The sequence below is a fragment of the Ruminiclostridium herbifermentans genome (genome assembly GCF_005473905.2).
GTDB classification, from domain to species: domain Bacteria; phylum Bacillota; class Clostridia; order Acetivibrionales; family DSM-1351; genus Ruminiclostridium; species Ruminiclostridium herbifermentans.
In genome coordinates this window covers 4,778,869-4,800,401 of the sequence record NZ_CP061336.1, presented here as the reverse complement: position 1 = coordinate 4,800,401, position 21,533 = coordinate 4,778,869, and the positions used below count along the sequence as shown (strand labels likewise).

The following is a 21,533-nucleotide window of genomic DNA, read 5'->3' as shown; positions in this document are numbered from 1 at the left end:
TAAGTCAAAAACTCTTCGAGAGGTAAAGCTTTTAGAAGAGATAAAGTTTCTGGTGGATATGACGAGATGGACACACCCGTTCCCATACCGAACACGGAAGTTAAGCATCTCAGTGCTGATAATACTTGGCTGGCGACGGCCTGGGAAAGTAAGTCTCTGCCAGAATTATATCAGAGTTTCGAGCGCATAGCTTGGAACTCTGTTTTTATATATATAATTTTTTTTGTGAAAATCAAAAGCGTATTATCTTAAAGATTGAAATTTTAAAGTTATATAAAACTTTGAGTGTAAATGTTTTATATATAATTTTAGCCTTTGTAGGTTATACTAAAAATATGTAATTATTATAAATAATAAATATACTTTATATTATAAAAGCATTTACAAAGCAAAATATAAGTATTAAAATAAATGCAGTATTTCAACTGATTTTATATAGTTAATAATATAATGTTGGGATATTAAAAAATACTTGTAAAGTAAGAAAATAATTGGACATGCTTCTATCTGTTAGTTAAACACACTATATTTTAGGTCTAAATGACGGTATTTCAGACTAGAAGAGAAAGAATCTATTAAATATAACTAGTGGATATAGTATAAATATAATACTACTAGATTTCTACCTTTTATTTAGTAATGTACTTTACACTAATTATCGAAAAAATGAGGTATATTAATGGATAAGCATACACTAATAAGTAATATTAATAAAATGAAAAAAGAACAAAATGCCGTGATAGTTGCACATAACTATCAGGTAGATGAAGTGCAAGAAGTTGCTGATGTTGTAGGTGATTCGCTTGCGTTAAGCCAATTTTGTGCGAAGAACAGCGCAGATACAATAGTTTTCTGTGGAGTTCATTTTATGGCAGAAAGTGCAAAAATTCTTTCACCTGAAAAAACGGTTTTATTACCAGAAATTAATGCAGGCTGTCCTATGGCAGATATGGTCACTGCTGATGCTCTCAGAGAAGCCAAAAAGAAGTATCCTGAAGCTGCAGTTGTGTGTTATATAAACTCTAGTGCAGAGGTAAAAGCAGAATGTGATATATGCTGTACTTCATCAAATGCCTTAACCGTAATTAGATCAATAGAACAAAAAGATATTCTGTTTGTTCCTGATCAAAACCTTGGCAGCTATGTGGCTAAAATGGTTCCTGAAAAGAATATTATTCTTTGGAAAGGATTTTGTATTACGCATCATAAAGTTAAGGCAGAGGAAGTTTTAAAAGCAAAGGAGTTACATCCTGATGCTTTATTACTTGTACATCCGGAGTGTAAGCCAGAGATTGCAGAACTTGCTGATTATGTTGGAAGTACTAAGCAAATAATTGATTATGCGAAGAATTCAGATAATGATAAATTTATAATTGGAACTGAGATGGGAGTTTTATATCAATTAAAAAAGGACAATCCTACAAAGACTTTCTATCTTATGTCCAATGGGCTTATATGTCCAAATATGAAGAAAACTTCGTTACAAAGTGTTCATGATGCATTAGCATTTAAAAGATATAATATTACATTGAGCGATGATATAATTAATCGTGCATCCCATTGCCTAAATAAAATGTTAGAAGTTTGCAAATAGTATATACGGCTATGGGGTAATAGGGGGAAAAATGGAAGAAGATGCGAAAAGGCTTGACATTAAAGTCATATATAAGGATGTTGTTATTATTGGAAGCGGTATAGCTGGAGTTTATACTGCGTTAGAAATACCCGAGAGCTATCAGGTAGCCATAATTACAAAGGAAACCTTGGATATCAGTAACTCTGTGCTTGCACAAGGCGGTATTGCTGTATCTCTAGATGAAAAGAATGATTCACCTGCATTACATTTTAAAGACACACTTTTTGCAGGTGCAGGCCTTTGTGATCAGAAAAGTGTATGGGTATTAGTAGAAGAAGCAGCAGAAAATATTAAAAAACTCTGCAAGTTGGGTGTGAATTTTGATAAAAGCGCACATGGACTGTCACTAACTAGAGAAGGTGCACATAGTGTAAATAGAATTATTCATTCTGGTGATACTACAGGCAAAGAGGTATGTGATACATTAATAAGTGTAGCACACAAAAAGGAAAATATATCTATATATGAAAGATATTTTGCTATTGATTTGGTAGTTGAGTCAGGTAAATGCTGTGGTGTTATAGTTTATGATGAATTAGAAAATAACATTAAAGTATTTAGATCTGATGCTGTTGTTGTAGCGACAGGTGGCTTTGGGCAGATATATTCACATACAACGAATCCTGAGGTTGCTACAGGTGACGGAGTTGGTATGTGCTTAAGAGCTGGTTCTGAAGCTATGGACATGGAATTTATTCAATTTCATCCTACTGTACTATATCATCCTAAAGATAAAAGCTTCTTAATATCTGAAGCAGTTCGTGGTGAAGGTGCTAAATTAAGAAATCATAATAACGAACGATTTATGCATAAGTACGATGAACTAGGGGAATTAGCTCCTAGAGATGTTGTTTCAAGAGCTATATTTCAAGAAATGACTATTTCAGGAAAGAAAAATGTATTTTTAGATATTACTTTTCAGAGCAGAGAGCATCTTGAAGAGAGATTTCCAAATATATTTAAAACATGTCTTGAATATGGCATTGATATGTCAAAAGATTATATCCCAGTTGCTCCAGCAGAACATTATTGTATGGGAGGAATTAGGACTGACGTAGACGGGCAAACCAACATAGATGGACTATTTGCTTGTGGTGAAGTAGCATGTACAGGAATACATGGTGCTAATAGATTAGCAAGTAATTCCCTTCTTGAGGGCTTGGTATTTGGCAGAAAAATTGCAAGAAAAATTGCTTCGACAGGAAAGAACTCTCAGAAACCAAATATTAGCATTAAGCATGATTATATATTGAATTTAGATAATGAAGAAATTCTTAAACATATGAAGCAAGAAATACAAGAAACAATGACTAAGTATGTTGGTATTATAAGAGATGAGCAAGGCTTAACAAAAGCAGCAGGCATTATAAATAAAATTCATGAAGATTATAATAAATTGACAGGTTTTAGTTTGGTTAAGCTTGAGGTCGCAAATATGCTTGTGGTTGCAAGGCTAGTAATTGAATCAGCTCTTGAAAGAAAAGAGAGCAGAGGTGCTCATTATAGGTCTGATTTTAATATGTCTGATGATGTTAATTGGAAGAGAAATATCGTAAAGAAATTAAAGGGGTAGTAAAATGAAGCTAGATAAATTATATATACATGATACCATTATGAATGCACTAAAGGAGGATATGCCTTTAGGAGATATAACAACTGACAATATTATTGATGAAGAAGAAGTTTCAAAGGCAGAGTTTTTAGCTAAGCAGGATGCAGTTATTGCTGGTCTTGATATAGCAAAATATGTTTTTGAAATACTAGATAGTAATATTGTTTTTAAGGCTTTAGTCAAGGATGGAGATAAGGTTAAAAAGGGAGATATCATTGCTGAAGTTAGAGGTTCAACGAGAGCATTACTTAAAGGTGAGAGAACTGCATTAAACTTTTTGCAAAGGCTATCTGCAATAGCAACTATGACTGATAGGTATGTTATCAAGGTTCAGGGACTTCCTGTAAAAATAGCTGATACAAGAAAGACTACACCAGGATTAAGGCTTTTAGAGAAATATGCAGTAAGCGTAGGTGGGGGTTCAAATCATAGATTTTCATTATCAGATGGTGTACTTATTAAGGATAATCATATAGCAGCAGCTGGAGGAATTAAAAATGCAGTTGAACGCGTAAGAGAAAGTATACCTCATACTGTGAAAATAGAAGTTGAGGTTGAATCAATGGAAGAGGTTCAAGAAGCATTGGACTGTAAAGCTGATATCATTATGCTTGATAATATGTCGACAGAGCAAATGACAGAGGCTGTACGCTTAATTGATAAAAGGGCTTTAGTTGAAGCATCCGGAAATATGACTGAAGAAACTATATATGACGTTGCTTTAACAGGAGTGGATATTATTTCAATTGGAAAACTTACACATTCGGCAAATTCAATAGATATTAGTATGAATATTTATTAGAAAATATATTGTATTTTGAAACTGGGGATAATTATTTTAGTTATCCACAGTTTTTTTTAGTTATACACAGTATAAATATTGGGAAACTGCAGAAGCCTTTAAAATTAAGAGGTTTAAGAGAATGTTATAACAACATTTAATCCACAAATACATATAAAAGTGTGGATTACTATATATAAATTCATGGAATAATTTACATTAGAGAAGGATATACTAAATATGATATTATAGTGCAGAATAAAGCGCTATATATAGTTTGTATTGTAATATAGGCTTTATAATATGTGTGTATATTGTGGATAATTTGTTATGAAATAATTTCCTTAATATTTATTTATATATGAGACAAAATATTATTGTACGCTTTAAAAATCTATTATGGGCGATTATAGCGTATTATTTATTTAACTAAAAACTTAATACGCACACACCAATTGCCCGAAAAGGAGGCACTACCATGAGTAGACATAAAAGTACGATGTCAGAGGCTCTTAAAGAGGAAATTGCCAAAGAACTTGGAGTCTACAACACAGTTTCTTCTGAGGGATGGGGAGCAGTAACTTCGAGAGATTGCGGAAACATGGTAAAGAAGGCAATTGAAATAGCTGAGAGAAGTGTCAACCAATAGTAGAGTATTTTAGCGTAGTTAGGGCTGCAGCAAGTTAAATATTGTACTTGCTGCAGCCCATTATACTTTGTAAACTCCATAGATAATATGAGATAATTAAGTATCTTTAGTTTAAACTGTTTTGATATATAGCAATTAACGTGTAATAGATTGATTTTAAAAGGGAATTAATTTATTATAGAGATATAGTACGCTAAGTAAGAGTTTAAAGCATTAGATGGATTTTGATTAGGTATTGATAGAGGAGGGCATAAATTGAAAAATGCACTATTCACATATAATCCAATATCAGGTGGACATAAGATACCAAATGAATTAGATTACATATTGGCATCATTTCAAAAAAACGGTATACTTGTTCAGCCATATAGACTTATAGATGGAGACAAAGACAATATAGTACATTTATTAAAATCTGGTATATATGACTTTGTTATAGCATCTGGTGGGGATGGTACCATAAATTCTATTGCAAATATACTTCTTGAAAATAACATTGAAATGCCTATTGGTGTAATTCCTTCAGGAACGTGTAATGACTTTTCAAAAAGTATTGGAATTAATTCATTGCAGGAGAGCATTGATATTATACTTGAGGGAAAAGTTTTAGCCTGTGATGTAGGCTTTATTAATGAATCTCAATATTTCTTGAGTACTTTTGCTGGAGGAAATTTAGTGGATGTTTCCTTTAGTACAAATAGTGACTTAAAAAAGAACTTTGGCCCATTTGCCTACTATCTGAAAGGATTGTCGGAAGTAGCTAATATAAAAAGCTTTGACTTAAAAGTGACTGCTGATGATAAGGTTATAGAGGGAAAGTTTTTGTTGTTTTTAATTGTTAATGGCAGACAAGCAGCAGGTTTTCCTAACTTAGTAAATGATGCTGATTTAACAGATGGATATATGGATATAATTCTTTTAAAAAAATGTTCAAATATAAACTTGGCAAGTATTTTCTTTAAAGTATTAAGTAAGGACTCTGTGAATGATAAAAATGTAATTATGCTTAAAGCAAAGACTTGTGATATTACTAGTAAATCACAGATAGCCCTTACAATTGATGGGGAAAAGTCAGAGTTATTTCCGTGTCATATTGAGTTTAAAAATAAAGTTTTGAAGGTATTTGCACCACAAAGTGTAGTAGATTTTAACAATGAGGCAAGAAAAAGTCCTTAATTACTATAGTGGTAGATACAGTTTTAGATGATGAAAATTTCTTCTGCCTCATTGAAACGCTGTTGATGAAATAGCTTGAAAATAAAGTAAGCACGAACAAGGTGCATTTTCTGACCACAAAAACCATAATTAGTTTTTGGCGATGTATAAAACGAAAAATTTAATTTTGAATCTAGGCGTTATACCGAAGCAAGAAAAGATCCTCAACTTCTATAAATGATGAATGCTTATGCTTTTAGCAGATGTGAAAAATTTCCGCTTTGTTGTTTAGGGTTTAATAATGAAAAGCCTCTGAACATAATGAATTTTTCTACTTGAATTTTTCTAAATAGTAAAATTTCATTATTCAGAGGCCTTATATTTTAAATAGATTAGGTTAAATTATAGTTTAACATTATGAAAAGTATTCAATACATTTGGTGTTTGTTGTCTTTAAAAGATACAAGCAGCTGATTTCGTCCATTTACAAATGATTTTCTAACATAATATCCACTAGTTAAAAGTAAGTCGTAAAGCTTATCAGTCTGATTGAAATAGTTGTTTCCAATGTCAAGAACTAGCGTTTCGCCTGGTTTAAGTTTACTTTCAACTATATCAATAGCATTGTCTTCATTTAGCATTTCAGAATTGACTAAATTATTTTGTAAATCCATTAAAAATCACTCCTTTGTCATTTTAATTAGGTGTATAAAAGCGTCACAACCAATAAAATAAATGTTTAAAGCTGAATATATTGCTGTTAAAAAACTTAAAAAAACATATCAAATTTTCGGAAGTACTTTTAAATAATCTATTTCTATTTATACTGTATATTAATTTATATAATAAGAATATAGACTAGTTTATTTAATTAGGCGTCATTGATTATTATTTTCCCAATACAAAAAAAATATTAATATCATATTTTTCTTAGCATAAAATAAACATGTAATTTATATTATATATATTTAGTGGTTTGTAAATGAGTTATATTTTTCAAGTGATTTCTTATTTTTACAAAATATGAATATATATTTTAAATTTTGGCTAAAATAATATTGACCTCACAAAATACATTTTGACCCCCTTTACATGGTTAGCCAGATATGGCTAACCTTTTTTTTCAGAAGTTAGAAATTAAATTTGAACATTAATTTAATAAATTTTATTAACAGATAAAATCATATATTTGTGATTAAATTTAACCATTCATATATTGAGCAAGTATAATCCCGTTGCTTGTGTTTAAATAGTATCAAAATCAAACTTGAAGCAATAAATAAAAATTCAGATGTAAAAATTTTTGTATCTTACAATTAAAATAGTATTTGGATAAACATAGTTGAGGATAAGTTATGTACTTGTATTTTTTATTGTAATTTATAATAATAAGTATTATGGAGAACAACTCGTTCAATGAATGATATATGTACTCTAAATATAAAATATAAGTTATTGTTATGGAGGTTACTGAATGATGAAAATTGCAGGTCTTATAGACCATACAGCACTAAAGCCTGATACTACTAGGGAACAGATAATACTTCTGTGTAAGGAGGCAATAGAGTATAAATTTGCCTCAGTGTGTGTAAATCCCTGCTATGTAAAGCTCTGTAGTGAACTATTGAAAGATTATAGCATAAAGGTATGCACTGTAATTGGGTTTCCATTAGGTGCTACAACTACGGCAACAAAGGTTGCAGAAGCAGAAGAGGCAGTGAAAAATGGTGCTACAGAAGTAGATATGGTAATTAATGTTGGAGCAATAAAATCAGGTGATTATGATTTCGTAAGAAGTGATATAGCAGCTGTTGTTCAAGCAGTTGAAGGAAAAGCTCTCGTTAAGGTAATATTAGAGACCTGCTTGCTAACTGAAGATGAAAAAGTTCAAAGCTGCATCATTTGTAAGGAAGTAGGTGCTGATTTTGTTAAAACATCAACTGGATTCAGCACAGGAGGAGCCACAGTTGAGGATATTAAACTCATGAGGTCTATAGTAAAGCCTAATCTAGGGGTTAAAGCTTCTGGTGGAATACGTGATTACAAAACTGCAAAGGCTATGGTAGACGCAGGTGCTAGTAGAATTGGTGCAAGTGCTTCAATAGCAATTGTATCAGAGGAAAATCAATAAAATATTATTTATAAACAAGTTGAGTAAATGTGTGTAATATGTAGATTGTATGTGGATAATATGGTTTAAACAGTCTTATTTATCCACATAAATCTCAGAATTTGTGCATAAATTTGTTGATAACTCAAAATATGTGTGGAAAACCTGTGATATTTATATATCATATTTGGGGATAGGTTTAAATAACTTAAATCTATTGAGAATGTAGAAGGAATAGTGTTGTATTTAAATAAGTACAATATGTGCATATTGTTAATATATCTGTGGATAACAAGTTCGATTAAAGCAGAGTTATCCACAGAAATACTATATTTTGTGTATCAATCTGTTGATAAAACTATATATAAGTGGATAAATTGTGGTTTTTCTACTGTTAAACCTGTAGATAATGTTAAAATATCCACTGATTTAAATTATGGACTGTGTAGTGTACCTGTTTAATAATTATTAATTTGAAGATTTATTAGAAATAACCTCCTTATTTTTTCTTATTATTATTAAATACAAAGCTAATATTCCAAGGATACCAATGACGGTAACGATAATTCCTTGCTTAAGATATGGATATATTAATTTTATTTCGGTATGTTTTTCTGTGACTATCAATAAATTATTTTCCTTCTTTATGCTATCGTTAAGAACAAAGTTATCCTGAAAAGCTATAGTAGTATTTACTCCTTCTACAGGGGTATCAATAATTATCAAATCCTTTTTATAAGTTAAATCAATATTTACCAGTTGTCTAGTTGGAAGTGAATTTTCTTCCATGTTAAGAGTTTCAGACATTATACTCAGTATAGCCTTGTCATCAGTTTGCATAGCATGAAATAGTATATTTAATCCTACAAAAACGATATTTCTATCATCATTTGTACCTATAAAATCCAAGTCCTGTTCTAAGTAATAGAATTTGCCTGTTGGATACTTAATATTATCTAAATAAACTGTATTCCAAGTAGTATAATCCTTATTAAAATTATTATGCATAACAGAGTTGCCCCTATATATCAAATTTGGATACTGCTTTTCAAATGAAATATTTTGAGCAGTTACACCTAAAAAGGTTTTGCGATTTGTTATCTTATCTGTTGGAATCCTATTCATGTCAATGACAATCTTAATACCTTCTGCACTTAGCTTTTGAACTATAGCTTCAGCGGTTTTTCTGCTGTTATATTTAAAGTCAGATAAATATATAATCTTATACTTTGATAACTCCTCAAAAGTATAATCTTCAATATTATCAGAATTTCCAACTGTAAACTTTGGAAAGCAAAGGGTTATATTAGATGCAGATTTGCCTATAGCTAAACCTTCATATTTTGTTATTACTCCAAAGGAATTAGATACATCTCTGTGAAAAACATATGTCTGCTTAGTCTCACAATAAAGATTATATTGGGAGTTTGAGGCAGCATCACATAATTCCTGAAGACTTTTATTTGACATTTGCAGTAATTCCTTTTTTACGATAACAGTGTCGTTTCCTAATTCAATACATCTATCAAACATATAATTAAAGTATCCCTGTTCAAGTGCTGTATTAAGCATAACAATATTTGAAGCGGTAGAGGCCCCCTGCCAAGCCCAACCAAAGGTGTAGTTTGTGGGGTTATCACCTTCACACAGCTCCCAGGAAGGATAAGAGCCATTTGAACTTAAATCCATAAGTGCTACCCTTTGATTTGTTATAGTTTCAGCAATTTCAATTTCATTATCAGTTTTTGTTGATAGTTGTGTGTAATAACGTGAAAAGTTAAAGGAAGGTATACAATCAATTACTATAATTAGTGCTAATATTAACATAAATTTGCGTTTGCATTTTTTCCATTCAATAAGAGAACAGAAAAACAGTGCATATGCAATTGGTGCAAAACGCCGCATCCATAGTATTTGACTGAGAGGCAGCTTGGATAAGAAAGGCATAGCTGCCGTTGTAGTAGCTAGTAATATAATAATAACAGTGTAGAAGCCAGCCTTCTCTTTTTTATTTGAAAGAAGTATTCCAATTAGAGAAACTACAGTAACTGAAATTCCATAATAAAAAGTATCAACAACACCGGATATTCTATTCATAGGATTTAAAGACATACTGAGCGGAGCACTTAATAAACCCATAACTTCAGCATTAGCAGTCGAATCCATACCAACTATTCCGCCGATGAGTGCAGGATAAAGCCATATACCACAAAGGGCAAAGGATAATAACATTCCAGTAAGTGCATATATGGGACGTAAAACTTTTTTGGTATAGATAGAGTATATAGCAAGAAAAATGAAAGAACTAATACCAATCATTGCTGCAACCATAACATGACATAGTGTAGACATACACAGGAGAAGTATAATAGCAAAAAGAGAAGTATTTTTTTCTACTTCAACAAACCTCCATAAAAAGTAAACTATATATGGAAGTAAAATTGCTATAACCATTCTAGGTAAATTTCCTTCACAAAAAAATATTCTGAAATTTTCAGGCATAAAAAACCATATAGTTCCTAAAAAAGAGCAAATTACAATTCTTCGGGAAGATATTCCCCAGAGCAGCCAGCCTATTGCACCCACAAAAAAAGATAATCCGGTAAAAAGATAATAGGCATTTATTATACTCCCGCCAGCAAGATATTGGAGACCTGCCATAATATAATAAGGGAGTGGTGCCCAATACCGATAAGGCTGAATGCCATTATACCAAAGTTCTGTATATAAAGGGTAATAATCTCCTGATTTAATGCTTTTATACATTAAGTCAGATTTAAATAAGTGACCCCACATATCATTACCAGATGAAAAATAGTTTTGAGTTTTCATTATATACATTAAGACAATTGAAAAGAGAGCAAAAAAAGAAATAATAGAAACAATACTAATTACTAATTTATTATTAATTTTAGGCTTTAATAATTCTGTGTTTTCCATGAAAATCCCCTTATAATATAGCTTAGTTAATCAATATTTAAAAATATTATATTGATGCAGAAAAGTATTACAGGTCCATTTTAATTTGTTAGCTTTTTAATTATTAAGGTCTTTTACCTACAATATTTTATTGTGATGGTTTAAGTAGTCATTTATCATCTAAAAAACTTTTTATTATACTTTCTGCAACATCGTCAGCTGTAAGCTTACACTGATTCATATAATGCTGATATTGCATTCTTTGAGAATCTATATTGTCCATATTTGTGTTACTTTCTTCAGAGAGTAGATTTATTACGTAGGATCTAGCAGGAGTTTCACTAATTTCAATTAATAGTAGAATCCAACCTTCACAATTTACTAATTCACGTATCCTGTTTTTAAAATAAGTACAGATATTTTCCAATGTAGGATTAATTGTATTAAAGGGTTCCACATCATTTAAGTATTTATCCTGATACTCATCTAAAAGTGATTCAATATGGGTTTCAATTGAAGAAAATTTAATAAATTCATTACGCATTTTTAGTAAGTGGATTGAAATTTCCCATGTATGAGGGTGCCTGCTTCCCGGCTCTCCATTTATGTATATAGAATGACTTGCATTTAAATAAAATTTAAATTTATATTGCTGATGTCTTTTTTCTGTCATAAATATGTTTATGCCCAACATTTCAGAAAACATAAAGGAAATTTGAATTTCCTTGAAAGAAATGGTGTTTGGCAGGTACCTCCTTTTATTATTATTTCTTTAAAACTTTTGATTCTCTATGCTTTTTTGCAAGTCCGTACAGTAGCTTTCTTAAATAATAAATGTAAAAGAATGGAACTACAACAGATAAGCTTTTGCTAAGCAAAAAATTTAAATTATCTGTTAATGAATTAAATATATAGCTGTTTCCAATGTAAATTAGCACATCTGCTAATAATAAACCAAATAGAAAGGTTATAAAATATATAGAAAAACCTGATATACCATAGTCAAAGTTAAATACATATTTTATAGACAGCAGGTAGTGTATAATTGCTCCAGATATCACGCCTATTGTGTTTGCGCCTACGATGTTTATATTAAATATTCTGTGCAATATCCAAACAATTGATATATCAACCATAGTTACTATTGTGGAAAAACATAAATATAATAGTAATGGTGGTATTTTCTTGGGTAAATATAGCAAAATTATATACATATCCTTTCTTTAGAGATTTTCTAGCTTATTTGATTTTTTTTAGCTATAGTTTTATTTTCCTCTGCGCATGATGGAAAGATAGAGTCAGCCTTTTCATATAATAAAATTACATTTGTATTTACAGAACTATTAAACTTCTTTAGTATATTAGACCAAGCATTCATAAGTTTTGATTGCAAAGTCATTGCAGAATTATAATCGGTTCTAAAAAGTAAAACTGTCAGCTCATTGTCTTGAGTTTTTGCAAGTATACCTTTTTGAGGCAGTAGTTTTTTCAGTACAGGTAATAACTCTGATACTAAACCATCAAAAGTAATATTTTCAGGGAAGGACATATTAATAACAATTTTACTAATCGGAAACAGTTGAGGATTTTCCAGCTTATTAAGCAAGGCAGCAAAAACCTTTTCGTTGTAAATATTTGTATCTTTATTGTATAATAAATCTAAATCTAATTCTGAAACATTTGCAGTAGTAAGTTCCTCTATTATTTGATTTTTTGACTTTATAAGTTTCTTTAAGAGTTGTATTTCATTATCTTTTTTATCAATAATTATTATAGCCACTACAACAATAGAAAAAAGAATTAAACATAATGCTACTATTGTAATAATTGAATATGAATTATGTTTAAAAATATAACCTGAATCAATGATATAAGCTTCTGTTGTGCATATACCTAAAGCATAGGACGTTCCATTGACTTCGAAAAAGGAAACGGATGCTAATTTGTTTTCACCTATTGCCGATTCTGAAAATAAAACAGAGCCTTTTGCTCTGTCGGAGAATAAAGCAATTAGGGGGTCAATATTTTTTCCTCCATTCATTTCAAATGATTTTAATAGCATATTAATGTCTTTAATCATTAACTGATTAGTTTCATTATCATCTTTGAAAAATAGAATTTTATTTTCTTTTATAAAAAACCAATACCGATTTGAAGATGTGATTGAGTTATTTATAATATCTTTTATTACAGTCTGTTCGTTATTTGCTTGTAAAGAAAGTGCGTTAATAAATTGTCTCTCAATTTGTGATACTAACAGTTCCTGTTCTTTCCCAAAACTTATCGAAAAGGACTCTTGATTTTGTCTGAGAATTCCTGTTTCAAATATTATTGTTGCAGCACAAAATAAAAGGGATATTATTATAATAATTAAATATTTTGATTTTGTATGCAATAAAGTATTCATGTAGTATCACCCTTATATCTTATATCGTAATCTCCGTAATCTAAATGCGAGGTTAATGCTGCTAACAGCGGTGCTAAAAACATTCATTTTACTTTTACCCTGTTTGAAATCGTATCTCAATACAAAAGGTACTTCACTAAAGCTTGCTCCAATAATGCTAAGCTTGTACAATAACTCTGCCATACAAGAAAATCCTGTTTCTTCCACCAATTTATCACCGAAATACACGATGGCTTTCTTTAAAATTTCATTTGAATAAAGTCGATATCCGCAGGTATAATCCTTTACATTCTTAACTTTAAATAAAAACTGGTATACATATTTTGCACAATTGCTTATAAAAATACGGTATTTTGAAAGTCCCTGAACACAAGAGCCTCTTTGATACCTAGAAGCAATTACAACATCAGCATATTTTGAATCATTATCCAATAGGGCTTTATTAAGCATGTCCAATATGTATTTGGGATCGTGAGTATTATCACAATCCATCAGACAAGTATATACGCTATTAGGACGATTTTTTATAACATATGTAATGGCTGTTTTTAATGCCTCTCCTAGTCCCCTATTTTGTGTATGATTTACAAGTGTAAAATTACTGTATCTTTTTTCTAATATTTCACAGATATTTTTTGTATTATCACTGCTGCCGTCATTTACAACAACGATATGCAGGGACAAATCAAACTTTTCCAAAAGAGGAAGGCGTAAATCCTGCCACTTATTTATTAATACTTCTAGATTTCCTTCCTCATTGTAGGCTGGTAGTAAAACAGTTAATTCATTCATTGTTATACCTACTTTTCATTTTTTCTATAAATTTTGATATATAAGCAAAATCTGAATATAAAACCTTAGTAAGACCTTTCCATTCATCTGTAAGTGTTTTTGTTCTCCAGCTACTATCACTTTTTATACTATTGATGATGCCAGCAAAGCGAATCCAGAATACTATAAAGTTAAATATAGGCAACAAAGCAACTGCATACCACTTTTTCATATAGTATTGTCTTAATTCTCTAAATTGCTTTAGTAATAACAAAACATCAAAGTAAAATAAAAATGCTGATAGTATATATAGAAAGAGTATTAATACAAGCGATCCGGCAACTAGCTGTAGTGAATAATTCATAAATATTAAACAAATTAATGCAAAATACCATATCATACGAGGAAAGGCAAATGTATGATCATATATTAAAAATCTTAAAGCGTGGTTAGAAAATAGCCCTTTGTCTGCAAATAGATTCCTATCCATAAACATATGGGCAACTTCAATTTCACCGCGCTGCCAACGCTGCCTTTGAGTATATAATTTATTAAAACTCTCTATAGGGTCAACAAAAAACAGAGCGTTCTCACAAAGGAATACTTTCTTTTTTAAAATCTTCTTAATTTGAAAGGTAACATGGGTATCCTCACAAATAGTATCTGTGTTATATAATTGGGTCTTCAAAATAGTAGATTTCCTAAATGCCGAAAAGGCGCCAGATAATGTATATATACTGTCCATTTCAGACTGAAAGTTTCTGCCTGCAAAAAAGGCCTGACAGTATTCACAAAACTCAATACGACGCAGCATTCGCATTAGAAATCCATTTGTAGACTCAATAAGTTCAGGGTCTGTTAATACAGAACCCGTCATGCAATGAATGTCAGAATTTAATTCAAAGCGAGTAACCACATTTTTTAGTGCATCACGATGCAGCTTACCATCACTGTCAATATGTATAATATATTTTCCTTCACTATTAAATAGTGCCAAATTCAAAGCCTTGGATTTACCCTGCTTTGCGTTTAGCCACAGAAGAGACAAATCTTTAAATTCGTTTTGACATTGTCTGTATATTTGAAAGCTATTATCTATGCCTTGATTATTTACAAGCATAATTTTAATCTTATCATTTGGATAAGATGATAAATATATTGACTCTAAGCAGCCATAGAGTGTGCTCGCTGAATTATATACAGGAATAATCACTGTTATTTCAGGGAAATCACTAATATTATTATCATTTTTTACAAACCCTTTTCTAAGGAGGACTAAAGCTTCCCATACAGCTGGAATAATCTCCATTATGAGAGGAATAATTATCCAAGCCATCCAAAAAACAATTGAACTTGAAAGGTAATTAATTAAGTTCATAATTAAAACTCCCAACTTTCTGACGGATAATATGTGCTTTTGTAAACACTAAAAAATATAATGCAATAGAGAATGAATAAAACACTAATCTTCCAAATATTGTATGGGCAAAATAAAAAATGTTATTCCCAAAGAAATAGATTAAAGCACATATTATAAAAATTCTTATTACATTAGCAATAAAAATCCATATAAAGCCAAATATATTGATAACTATTTTCTCATAAAAGCTATAAACATTAAAAAACCAAAGTAAAGATGTAAAGGCCATAATTTCAATGAATCCAGAACACTCATAATCTATATACAAGGAAATAGAGGAGTTATTATTTGAAATAAACAGTATTCCATATTGAAAATAAGAACTGTACATATGCGTTAAGTCCCCTAAAATTCCAGATACAGATGCAACTGCCTTAGTTAGCGAATCTAAAACAATTGGCTGAACCCATAACATCATCAAAATAAACAAGCCAACACTACCCCAACAAAACTTCCAGAAATCCAGCTTGCTACGGTTTAAAACAGTTAATATGTAAATCCATATAATTGAAAATAAAATCACTAATATGTTCATATGCTTTTACCCGTTTGCTTGTACTTACGATAAAGCAATACTATCCCAATAAAGGTAAGTGTAATAATGATACCTAGGAATGGTTCTGTAAAGGTACCTGCAATTGTAATTGACTGACTGCCTAAGCTTGGACAGGTTAAAGTTATATCGTTTACTTCATTAAAAGGTATGTTGTTGCAGTATTCCTTTATTTTGTCATACTTTATACTAAATTCAATATCATCACCTGGTTTATAATTATTGTTATGTACAAGTAAAGCAGCATCGCCAAGTAATGCTGTATAATCTTTATTATTAAATACAGCTACATTAAAATGAGTTCCTTGTTGTAAGTCCAAAATTGATTTGTCCCAGTCAACTTCATTATTACTATCTGTGCACAGTATTACTAATTCAATGGTATACGAATTATTAATATTCAAATATATAGTAAATGAACCGAATTTGCCATCCATTTCGCTCATCTTTATATGACCATAAATAGTTGTATCATCACAAAATAATGCAACATTTTTAATTTCTTCGCTATTATAAATGTCATAGTAAAATGCAGTATGAGGCTTATCCGACCAATCGTCAAAATATCCGTCAATAATAATTGGCGTTTTAGCAGCAGCAATTGATGGTATTAGTATTAATATCATTGTTATTATGATAGAAAATATTCTCTTAACTTTATTTTTTATCAAGAAATTCACCCTCTCAATTATTGCTCTTTTTAATAAAAAAATCGATTATATAACCAGTGGAGGACAACTTGAAGTAATTTTTTATACATTTAAATAGCCGCATATGTAAGGTTACGCAAGCTGAAAATTGCATTATTTTAGTTTAATCGAACTAAACATTAAACGATCAGATACTAAATACACTCGTAAAGGTGTTTCACTTATTTCTAATTGAATCAGATTTAGCTGCTCATTATGAAGGATAACCTTAAATTCCTCATAGAACACGTTCCCCATATTTTCGATAGAGGGTTCTAACTGATTAAATGGGGAGATATCATTTAAATATTTGTTTTGGTATAGTAATAAAAAGTTTTCAATAATTCTGTCTATACTATACAAGTCTACTTTTTTTTCTAATTGTAATTGCTCAAAAAGTAACGATATCTCAAAAGTGTGAGGATGAATGTTTTTGGCATCATTGCTAAGACTATGTTTAGCATTTAAGCGGTATTTCAATTTAAATCCTTCAAACATAATTTTTGCTCCTAAGTCAATTACTAAAAATGTAGACTCCTAAAAGTTATTAATGTAATTAGGTTCGTTTATTTTAATTTTTTATAACATAAAAAGTATAGTTCTCTAATTTAATTATACAGTTTTTACAAAGAAAATCAATGAAAATAGTCGAAAAAGTGCACAATTAAACTAAAAAAATAGTAAAGCAGGTCAGTAAATAGCGAAATATATCAAATAATAAAATATAAAGCAATTAATGGTATATATAATTTTATATTTTTTCGTACAGATTATTATATGGATGAAAGTGTGGAAACTGCTATTGCTAGCAGGATAGGTAGCGTTTTGTTTGTTTAGGCATTAAATATTTATAACTATAAACTAACAAATTTTAAAGGAGATTCAATCTATTGTGTTGAATTAATAAAATTAGAAAATACACTTATAGGAGGATTATGATATGTCAATGGATACGGCAGCAGCAGGTGCGCTTATATTTGCAAGTCTTTTATTACCAATGCTATTAGCGTTAGTATTTAACGTTATTTTTGGAATAATTGCTGTTAGTATGGCTAAAAAGAGAGGTTTTAATACAGTTCCCGCTTTTTTTGCAGGTTTTTTTGCTTCATTTATAGCTTTATTTTTTATTGCAATGTTTCCAAAGTCAAATACTAATTTCTAAAGAAACCTTACTATCGCGTATTTGAATAGGATAATAGCTGGACATAAGTCTAACCGCCACACCAGCTTATGGGAAATGAAGTACTGGGATTTTTACATACAAGAATAGCTTAGCAGAAAAAGAAGAGGCTTACTAAAATGCTATCAATAGAAACAAAACTTGTTTTTATATTTGTTGACATTTTTAATTCAGCCTCTTTTACTTTCAGTAATTATATTTTTAATAGGTTTGAAGCATTTTTCCATAATATTTGTTCTTGCTCTTCTTTTGTCAAATCGAGACTATAAAATCTCTGTAGTTCTTCAACATGTGACCACATTGGGTAATCTGTACCGAAGAGAATTTTTTTGGTACCATGTTCTTTAATAATATATGTTGATTTTTCTTTATTGAGAAAGGCTAGTGAACTGGAGGTATCTAAATACAGGTTTTTCCCAACAAGGTACTTTATAGATTCATCCCACATTTGGTATCCACCAAGGTGAGCTGCAATTACTGTGAGATTTGGGAATTTATCTAATACATTAGCCAATCTCTTAGGACTAGAAGAGGTTCTTTTTTCATCACCCATGTGTATAAGAACTGGAAGCTTACCCTCTAGTGCTTCGTAGATAGGCATCATAGAGGGATCGTCAATATTAAAATCCTGAAAATCAGGATGCAGCTTTATACCTTTTAGCCCAAGATATATTAATCTGTTTACTTCCAAGTTTACATTGGCAAGGTCGGGATGCAAAGTACCAAAACCAATAAAGCTTTCATTCATAGCCTGTGCTTCAGCTATAAAATTATTTATAGATTCAACTTGATCTACTTTTGTTGCCGTTGAGTGTACAATATACTTATAAACATTTATTTCTTTACCTCTTGTAAGCAAATCTTCTATAGTTCCATTACCATGCATTTGAGCGCCATAATAATTCCCGGTTGCCTGTGTTGCTTTTATAGCTATTTTTTCTGGGAATATATGTGTGTGGGCGTCAATTATTTTTGGTCTATTCACTTTATCACCTTCTAATTACGTAGTTTCATATAAATGGCTCTAAGAACTATAAATATTAAAGTGATGGGGGCGGTTGAGCGTTTTCGAAGAATTTTGTAACTTGAAGAAAACGTAGGAACTGTCTCCGTGCAGCTAGGTGTTATAGTACTTAGTGCAATTATATAGATAGTTAGTTAATAATTTATGTTCCATCTATTGGATTTTAACATATTTGAATTAAATGTACAAATGGTATTGGGATGGGTATTTTGTGTACTTGAATTATTTGAGTAGAGAAATGGTACAGGTGCATGGTGGATAATTATGCTCAAAATTGCTCTTGTTTACGCCCTTTTTCATGCATTATGAAGGGCTGCAAAACCATGAAACGTAGTAAAATAAAGGTGGTTCACATTTATACAAACTTTTACAGAAAGTATGATATGAGATATAATAAATATATAAAAGGTAACAAAATTACCTAAAAATTACATCAAGGGGGATAAAAAGTATGATAAAACTTAACGAGCAGAAAGTAGTTTTTGATTGGAAAAGGAGAAATTCATTAAAGGCATTGTGCTTTTCAATGATATTCGTACTCTCATTATTATTGTCAGGCTTTAATACTGCATATGCTGCTACTAGTAGTAACTGGCAAATAATTGCTCTCGCTCCGTTTGATCAAGAGATGAAGTTATCTACTCCATCGGCAGCAGCTCCAGGCGGGCGTGGATTTATGACTCCACAAAAAGTATGTATATTAAATTCAAACGGTGGTCCAGTTATTAATACTCCAGTTACATTTGAAGTGTCTAGTAATGTTTTAATTACATCTCTTATGAGAGGTACATATTCAAGAAGTATAACAGTATATACTGACTCAAATGGTATTGCTACAGCTGCTAACACCCATGCAGATTTTTTAGGAGAAGGGTTCCAAGTATATTCTCAGTATGCAGGGATTAAACAAACGCTGCAAGTGACAGCATCTGTACCAGGGTTAAATAAGGTTACTTTTAATGTGGTAGTTAAAACCTATGGATATCAGTATTAAATATAATGTGTAGTTGAATTGCTATATGGGCTTCTTAAAGTAATTTAAATATAAATTTAACAACCTTAAAACATGTATCTAGCACATGCTTTTAAGGTTGTTTTTATTATATAAACTTAAAGCTTATTAAATTTAAATAAGTATTTAATTATCTCGTTCTTGAATTTATGAGGAGACAAAAGCTACATATTTTATATGGGAACATTTATATATTTTTCTCGTCTTAAATAATGTAATACAAAATTTGTATAAAAGGAGGATAATATATGGCAAAATTCAAATTTTCAAAAATACTTATTTTTGCTGGTGCATTACTTGTTACTGGATTATCAACAGTGGGGGCAGCAACAGTATTTAAAACTGTAAATGCAGTGATAAGACCAGATATTATTGTTAAGCTAGACAACCAGACACTATCTTTAAAGGATGGGAATGGGAACACTATAAATCCATTGATTGTGGAGGGAAGTACATATTTACCTGTAAGAGCTATTGCAGAAGCAGTTGGATTAGATGTGACTTGGGATAGTGAAAGTAGTACCGTAAGTCTTAACCGTCCTGAAAAAGCTGCAGCTTTAGGCGTAAGAGGTACAGTTAGGGATATAGTACAGGGCAAAGATGGAATTACATTCTTAGTAGAGGGCAAGAAACAAAAGGATACTCGATATGACATTGCAACTGTCACAGTAAATAGTCAAACAATATTGGAGAATGTGGATTCTTATAGTGAAATAAAAGAGGGCTCAGTTGTAGAAGTAGTATTCCCCGATTTTGTAGCAGAATCCTATCCTGTGATGAGCGCTGCTGTAAAATTAACTGTAATAAGTAATGGAGAAATAGGCGTAAGAGGAACAGTTAAGGATATAGTACAGGGCAAAGATGGAGTTACATTCTTAGTAGAGGGTAAATATCAAAATGATACCCTTTATGATATAGCATCTATTACAGTAAATAGTCAAACAATACTAGAGAATATTGATTCATATAGTGAAATAAAAGAAGGCTCAGTAGTAGAAATAGCAATGCCCCAATTTGTAGTACAATCCTATCCTGTAATGAGTGCTGCTGTAAAATTAACTGTAATAAGTAATGGAGAAATAGGTGTAAGGGGAACAGTTAAGAATATAGAACAGGGCAAGGATGGTATTACATTCTTAGTAGAGGGCAAATATCAAAATGATACCCTTTATGACATAGCATCTATTACAGTAAATAGTCAAACAATACTAGAGAATATTGATTCATATAGTGAAATAAAAGAAGGCTCAGTAGTAGAAATAGCAATGCCCCAATTTGTAGTGCAATCCTATCCTGTTATGAGTGCTGCTGTAAAATTAACTGTTATAAGTAATGGAGAAATAGGTGTAAGGGGAACAGTTAAGAATATAGAACAGGGCAAGGATGGTATTACATTCTTAGTAGAGGGTAAAAAAGAAAGCGATACTCGTTTTGACATAGCATCCATAACAGTAAATAGTCAAACAATATTGGAAAATATTGATTTATACAGTGAAATAAAAGAAGGCTCAATTGTAGAGGTAGTAATGCCTGAATATGTAGTAATGACTTATCCTGTAATGAGTGCTGCTATAAAATTAAAGGTAATTAAGTAATGGAGAAATAGAGCAAGATG

20 protein-coding genes and 1 rRNA gene are annotated in these 21,533 nt (G+C 30.8%); 10 read left to right on the top strand and 11 right to left on the bottom strand.

Annotated features, from left to right (window positions below):
* Positions 1 to 48 precede the first annotated feature (48 nt).
* The 6 genes from rrf (at position 49) to EHE19_RS19430 (ending at position 5,854) form a co-directional block, all read left to right on the top strand.
* A 5S ribosomal RNA gene (gene rrf / locus EHE19_RS19455) occupies positions 49 to 165 on the top strand.
* Between the two features lie 514 nt (positions 166 to 679).
* Positions 680 to 1,594, top strand: a complete 915-nt coding sequence (gene nadA / locus EHE19_RS19450; protein WP_137699121.1) for a quinolinate synthase NadA — start codon at positions 680 to 682, stop codon at positions 1,592 to 1,594.
* Positions 1,595 to 1,625: 31 nt separating this feature from the next.
* Positions 1,626 to 3,209 carry an L-aspartate oxidase gene (gene nadB / locus EHE19_RS19445; protein ID WP_137699120.1) on the top strand — a complete coding sequence of 528 codons (1,584 nt, stop codon included), beginning with the start codon at positions 1,626 to 1,628 and terminating at the stop codon, positions 3,207 to 3,209.
* A gap of 4 nt (positions 3,210 to 3,213) precedes the next feature.
* A complete protein-coding gene (nadC, locus tag EHE19_RS19440; RefSeq protein ID WP_137699119.1) occupies positions 3,214 to 4,050 on the top strand; it encodes a carboxylating nicotinate-nucleotide diphosphorylase in 837 nt (278 codons plus the stop codon).
* Positions 4,051 to 4,507: 457 nt separating this feature from the next.
* Entirely contained in the window at positions 4,508 to 4,678 is a 171-nt protein-coding gene (locus EHE19_RS19435; protein ID WP_137699118.1) for a small, acid-soluble spore protein, alpha/beta type, read from the top strand.
* A gap of 255 nt (positions 4,679 to 4,933) precedes the next feature.
* Entirely contained in the window at positions 4,934 to 5,854 is a 921-nt protein-coding gene (locus tag EHE19_RS19430) for a YegS/Rv2252/BmrU family lipid kinase (protein WP_137699117.1), read from the top strand.
* 407 nt (positions 5,855 to 6,261) lie between these two features.
* Here the strand turns inward: EHE19_RS19430 and EHE19_RS19425 are convergent, their stop codons facing one another.
* Positions 6,262 to 6,507 (bottom strand): hypothetical protein, encoded by a 246-nt coding sequence (locus tag EHE19_RS19425; protein WP_137699116.1) that lies wholly within the window; start codon positions 6,505 to 6,507, stop codon positions 6,262 to 6,264.
* Between the two features lie 803 nt (positions 6,508 to 7,310).
* Here EHE19_RS19425 and deoC point away from each other — a divergent pair.
* Positions 7,311 to 7,964, top strand: coding sequence for a deoxyribose-phosphate aldolase (gene deoC, locus EHE19_RS19420; protein WP_137699122.1), 654 nt, complete (start codon positions 7,311 to 7,313; stop codon positions 7,962 to 7,964).
* Between the two features lie 447 nt (positions 7,965 to 8,411).
* Here the strand turns inward: deoC and EHE19_RS19415 are convergent, their stop codons facing one another.
* From EHE19_RS19415 to EHE19_RS19375, 9 genes are all read right to left on the bottom strand, one after another.
* Positions 8,412 to 10,883, bottom strand: a complete 2,472-nt coding sequence (locus EHE19_RS19415) for a 6-pyruvoyl-tetrahydropterin synthase-related protein (RefSeq protein ID WP_137699115.1) — start codon at positions 10,881 to 10,883, stop codon at positions 8,412 to 8,414.
* A 148-nt stretch (positions 10,884 to 11,031) separates the two neighbouring features.
* Positions 11,032 to 11,535, bottom strand: a complete 504-nt coding sequence (locus EHE19_RS19410; protein WP_171003660.1) for a 6-carboxytetrahydropterin synthase — start codon at positions 11,533 to 11,535, stop codon at positions 11,032 to 11,034.
* Positions 11,536 to 11,626: 91 nt separating this feature from the next.
* Positions 11,627 to 12,076, bottom strand: a complete 450-nt coding sequence (locus tag EHE19_RS20085; protein WP_137699113.1) for a GtrA family protein — start codon at positions 12,074 to 12,076, stop codon at positions 11,627 to 11,629.
* A 20-nt stretch (positions 12,077 to 12,096) separates the two neighbouring features.
* Positions 12,097 to 13,269 (bottom strand): hypothetical protein, encoded by a 1,173-nt coding sequence (locus tag EHE19_RS19400; RefSeq protein WP_137699112.1) that lies wholly within the window; start codon positions 13,267 to 13,269, stop codon positions 12,097 to 12,099.
* Positions 13,270 to 13,281: 12 nt separating this feature from the next.
* A complete protein-coding gene (locus EHE19_RS19395; RefSeq protein ID WP_137699111.1) occupies positions 13,282 to 14,061 on the bottom strand; it encodes a glycosyltransferase family 2 protein in 780 nt (259 codons plus the stop codon).
* The gene (locus tag EHE19_RS19390; RefSeq protein WP_137699110.1) at positions 14,054 to 15,418 is read right to left on the bottom strand and encodes a TIGR03111 family XrtG-associated glycosyltransferase; all 1,365 of its coding nucleotides are present in this window, start codon (positions 15,416 to 15,418) and stop codon (positions 14,054 to 14,056) included. Before EHE19_RS19390 ends, EHE19_RS19395 begins: the two co-directional genes overlap by 8 nt.
* Positions 15,405 to 15,995, bottom strand: coding sequence for an exosortase family protein XrtG (gene xrtG / locus EHE19_RS19385; RefSeq protein WP_137699109.1), 591 nt, complete (start codon positions 15,993 to 15,995; stop codon positions 15,405 to 15,407). The genes EHE19_RS19390 and xrtG overlap by 14 nt, the downstream gene beginning before the upstream one ends.
* The gene (locus EHE19_RS19380) at positions 15,992 to 16,684 is read right to left on the bottom strand and encodes a Firmicu-CTERM sorting domain-containing protein (RefSeq protein WP_137699108.1); all 693 of its coding nucleotides are present in this window, start codon (positions 16,682 to 16,684) and stop codon (positions 15,992 to 15,994) included. The genes xrtG and EHE19_RS19380 overlap by 4 nt, the downstream gene beginning before the upstream one ends.
* A 132-nt stretch (positions 16,685 to 16,816) precedes the next feature.
* Positions 16,817 to 17,200, bottom strand: a complete 384-nt coding sequence (locus EHE19_RS19375; RefSeq protein WP_137699107.1) for a 6-carboxytetrahydropterin synthase — start codon at positions 17,198 to 17,200, stop codon at positions 16,817 to 16,819.
* Positions 17,201 to 17,642: 442 nt separating this feature from the next.
* On the opposite strand from EHE19_RS19375, the gene EHE19_RS19370 reads away from it, so the two are divergent.
* Positions 17,643 to 17,864, top strand: coding sequence for a hypothetical protein (locus EHE19_RS19370; RefSeq protein WP_137699106.1), 222 nt, complete (start codon positions 17,643 to 17,645; stop codon positions 17,862 to 17,864).
* A gap of 211 nt (positions 17,865 to 18,075) precedes the next feature.
* Here the strand turns inward: EHE19_RS19370 and EHE19_RS19365 are convergent, their stop codons facing one another.
* Complete coding sequence (locus EHE19_RS19365; RefSeq protein WP_137699105.1) at positions 18,076 to 18,867, bottom strand: amidohydrolase family protein; 792 nt, start codon at positions 18,865 to 18,867, stop codon at positions 18,076 to 18,078.
* Between the two features lie 490 nt (positions 18,868 to 19,357).
* Here EHE19_RS19365 and EHE19_RS19360 point away from each other — a divergent pair, with 490 nt between their 5' ends.
* Both EHE19_RS19360 and EHE19_RS19355 read left to right on the top strand, forming a co-directional pair.
* Complete coding sequence (locus EHE19_RS19360; RefSeq protein WP_137699104.1) at positions 19,358 to 19,900, top strand: Ig-like domain-containing protein; 543 nt, start codon at positions 19,358 to 19,360, stop codon at positions 19,898 to 19,900.
* A gap of 266 nt (positions 19,901 to 20,166) precedes the next feature.
* Positions 20,167 to 21,513, top strand: coding sequence for a stalk domain-containing protein (locus tag EHE19_RS19355; RefSeq protein WP_137699103.1), 1,347 nt, complete (start codon positions 20,167 to 20,169; stop codon positions 21,511 to 21,513).
* The last annotated feature ends 20 nt before the right edge of the window (positions 21,514 to 21,533 follow it).

Excerpts from the sequence above, each read along its gene's own strand:
- nadB (WP_137699120.1), top strand. The coding sequence starts at position 1,626 with ATGGAAGAAGATGCGAAAAGGCTTGACATTAAAGTCATATATAAGGAT.
- EHE19_RS19435 (WP_137699118.1), top strand. The coding sequence starts at position 4,508 with ATGAGTAGACATAAAAGTACGATGTCAGAGGCTCTTAAAGAGGAAATT.
- EHE19_RS19390 (WP_137699110.1), bottom strand. The coding sequence starts at position 15,418 with ATGAACTTAATTAATTACCTTTCAAGTTCAATTGTTTTTTGGATGGCT.
- EHE19_RS19360 (WP_137699104.1), top strand. The coding sequence starts at position 19,358 with ATGATAAAACTTAACGAGCAGAAAGTAGTTTTTGATTGGAAAAGGAGA.
- nadC (WP_137699119.1), top strand. The coding sequence starts at position 3,214 with ATGAAGCTAGATAAATTATATATACATGATACCATTATGAATGCACTA.
- EHE19_RS19410 (WP_171003660.1), bottom strand. The coding sequence starts at position 11,535 with ATGACAGAAAAAAGACATCAGCAATATAAATTTAAATTTTATTTAAAT.
- EHE19_RS19375 (WP_137699107.1), bottom strand. The coding sequence starts at position 17,200 with ATGTTTGAAGGATTTAAATTGAAATACCGCTTAAATGCTAAACATAGT.
- EHE19_RS20085 (WP_137699113.1), bottom strand. The coding sequence starts at position 12,076 with ATGTATATAATTTTGCTATATTTACCCAAGAAAATACCACCATTACTA.
- EHE19_RS19395 (WP_137699111.1), bottom strand. The coding sequence starts at position 14,061 with ATGAATGAATTAACTGTTTTACTACCAGCCTACAATGAGGAAGGAAAT.
- nadA (WP_137699121.1), top strand. The coding sequence starts at position 680 with ATGGATAAGCATACACTAATAAGTAATATTAATAAAATGAAAAAAGAA.
- EHE19_RS19400 (WP_137699112.1), bottom strand. The coding sequence starts at position 13,269 with ATGAATACTTTATTGCATACAAAATCAAAATATTTAATTATTATAATA.
- EHE19_RS19425 (WP_137699116.1), bottom strand. The coding sequence starts at position 6,507 with ATGGATTTACAAAATAATTTAGTCAATTCTGAAATGCTAAATGAAGAC.
- EHE19_RS19355 (WP_137699103.1), top strand. The coding sequence starts at position 20,167 with ATGGCAAAATTCAAATTTTCAAAAATACTTATTTTTGCTGGTGCATTA.
- deoC (WP_137699122.1), top strand. The coding sequence starts at position 7,311 with ATGAAAATTGCAGGTCTTATAGACCATACAGCACTAAAGCCTGATACT.
- xrtG (WP_137699109.1), bottom strand. The coding sequence starts at position 15,995 with ATGAACATATTAGTGATTTTATTTTCAATTATATGGATTTACATATTA.
- EHE19_RS19415 (WP_137699115.1), bottom strand. The coding sequence starts at position 10,883 with ATGGAAAACACAGAATTATTAAAGCCTAAAATTAATAATAAATTAGTA.
- EHE19_RS19370 (WP_137699106.1), top strand. The coding sequence starts at position 17,643 with ATGTCAATGGATACGGCAGCAGCAGGTGCGCTTATATTTGCAAGTCTT.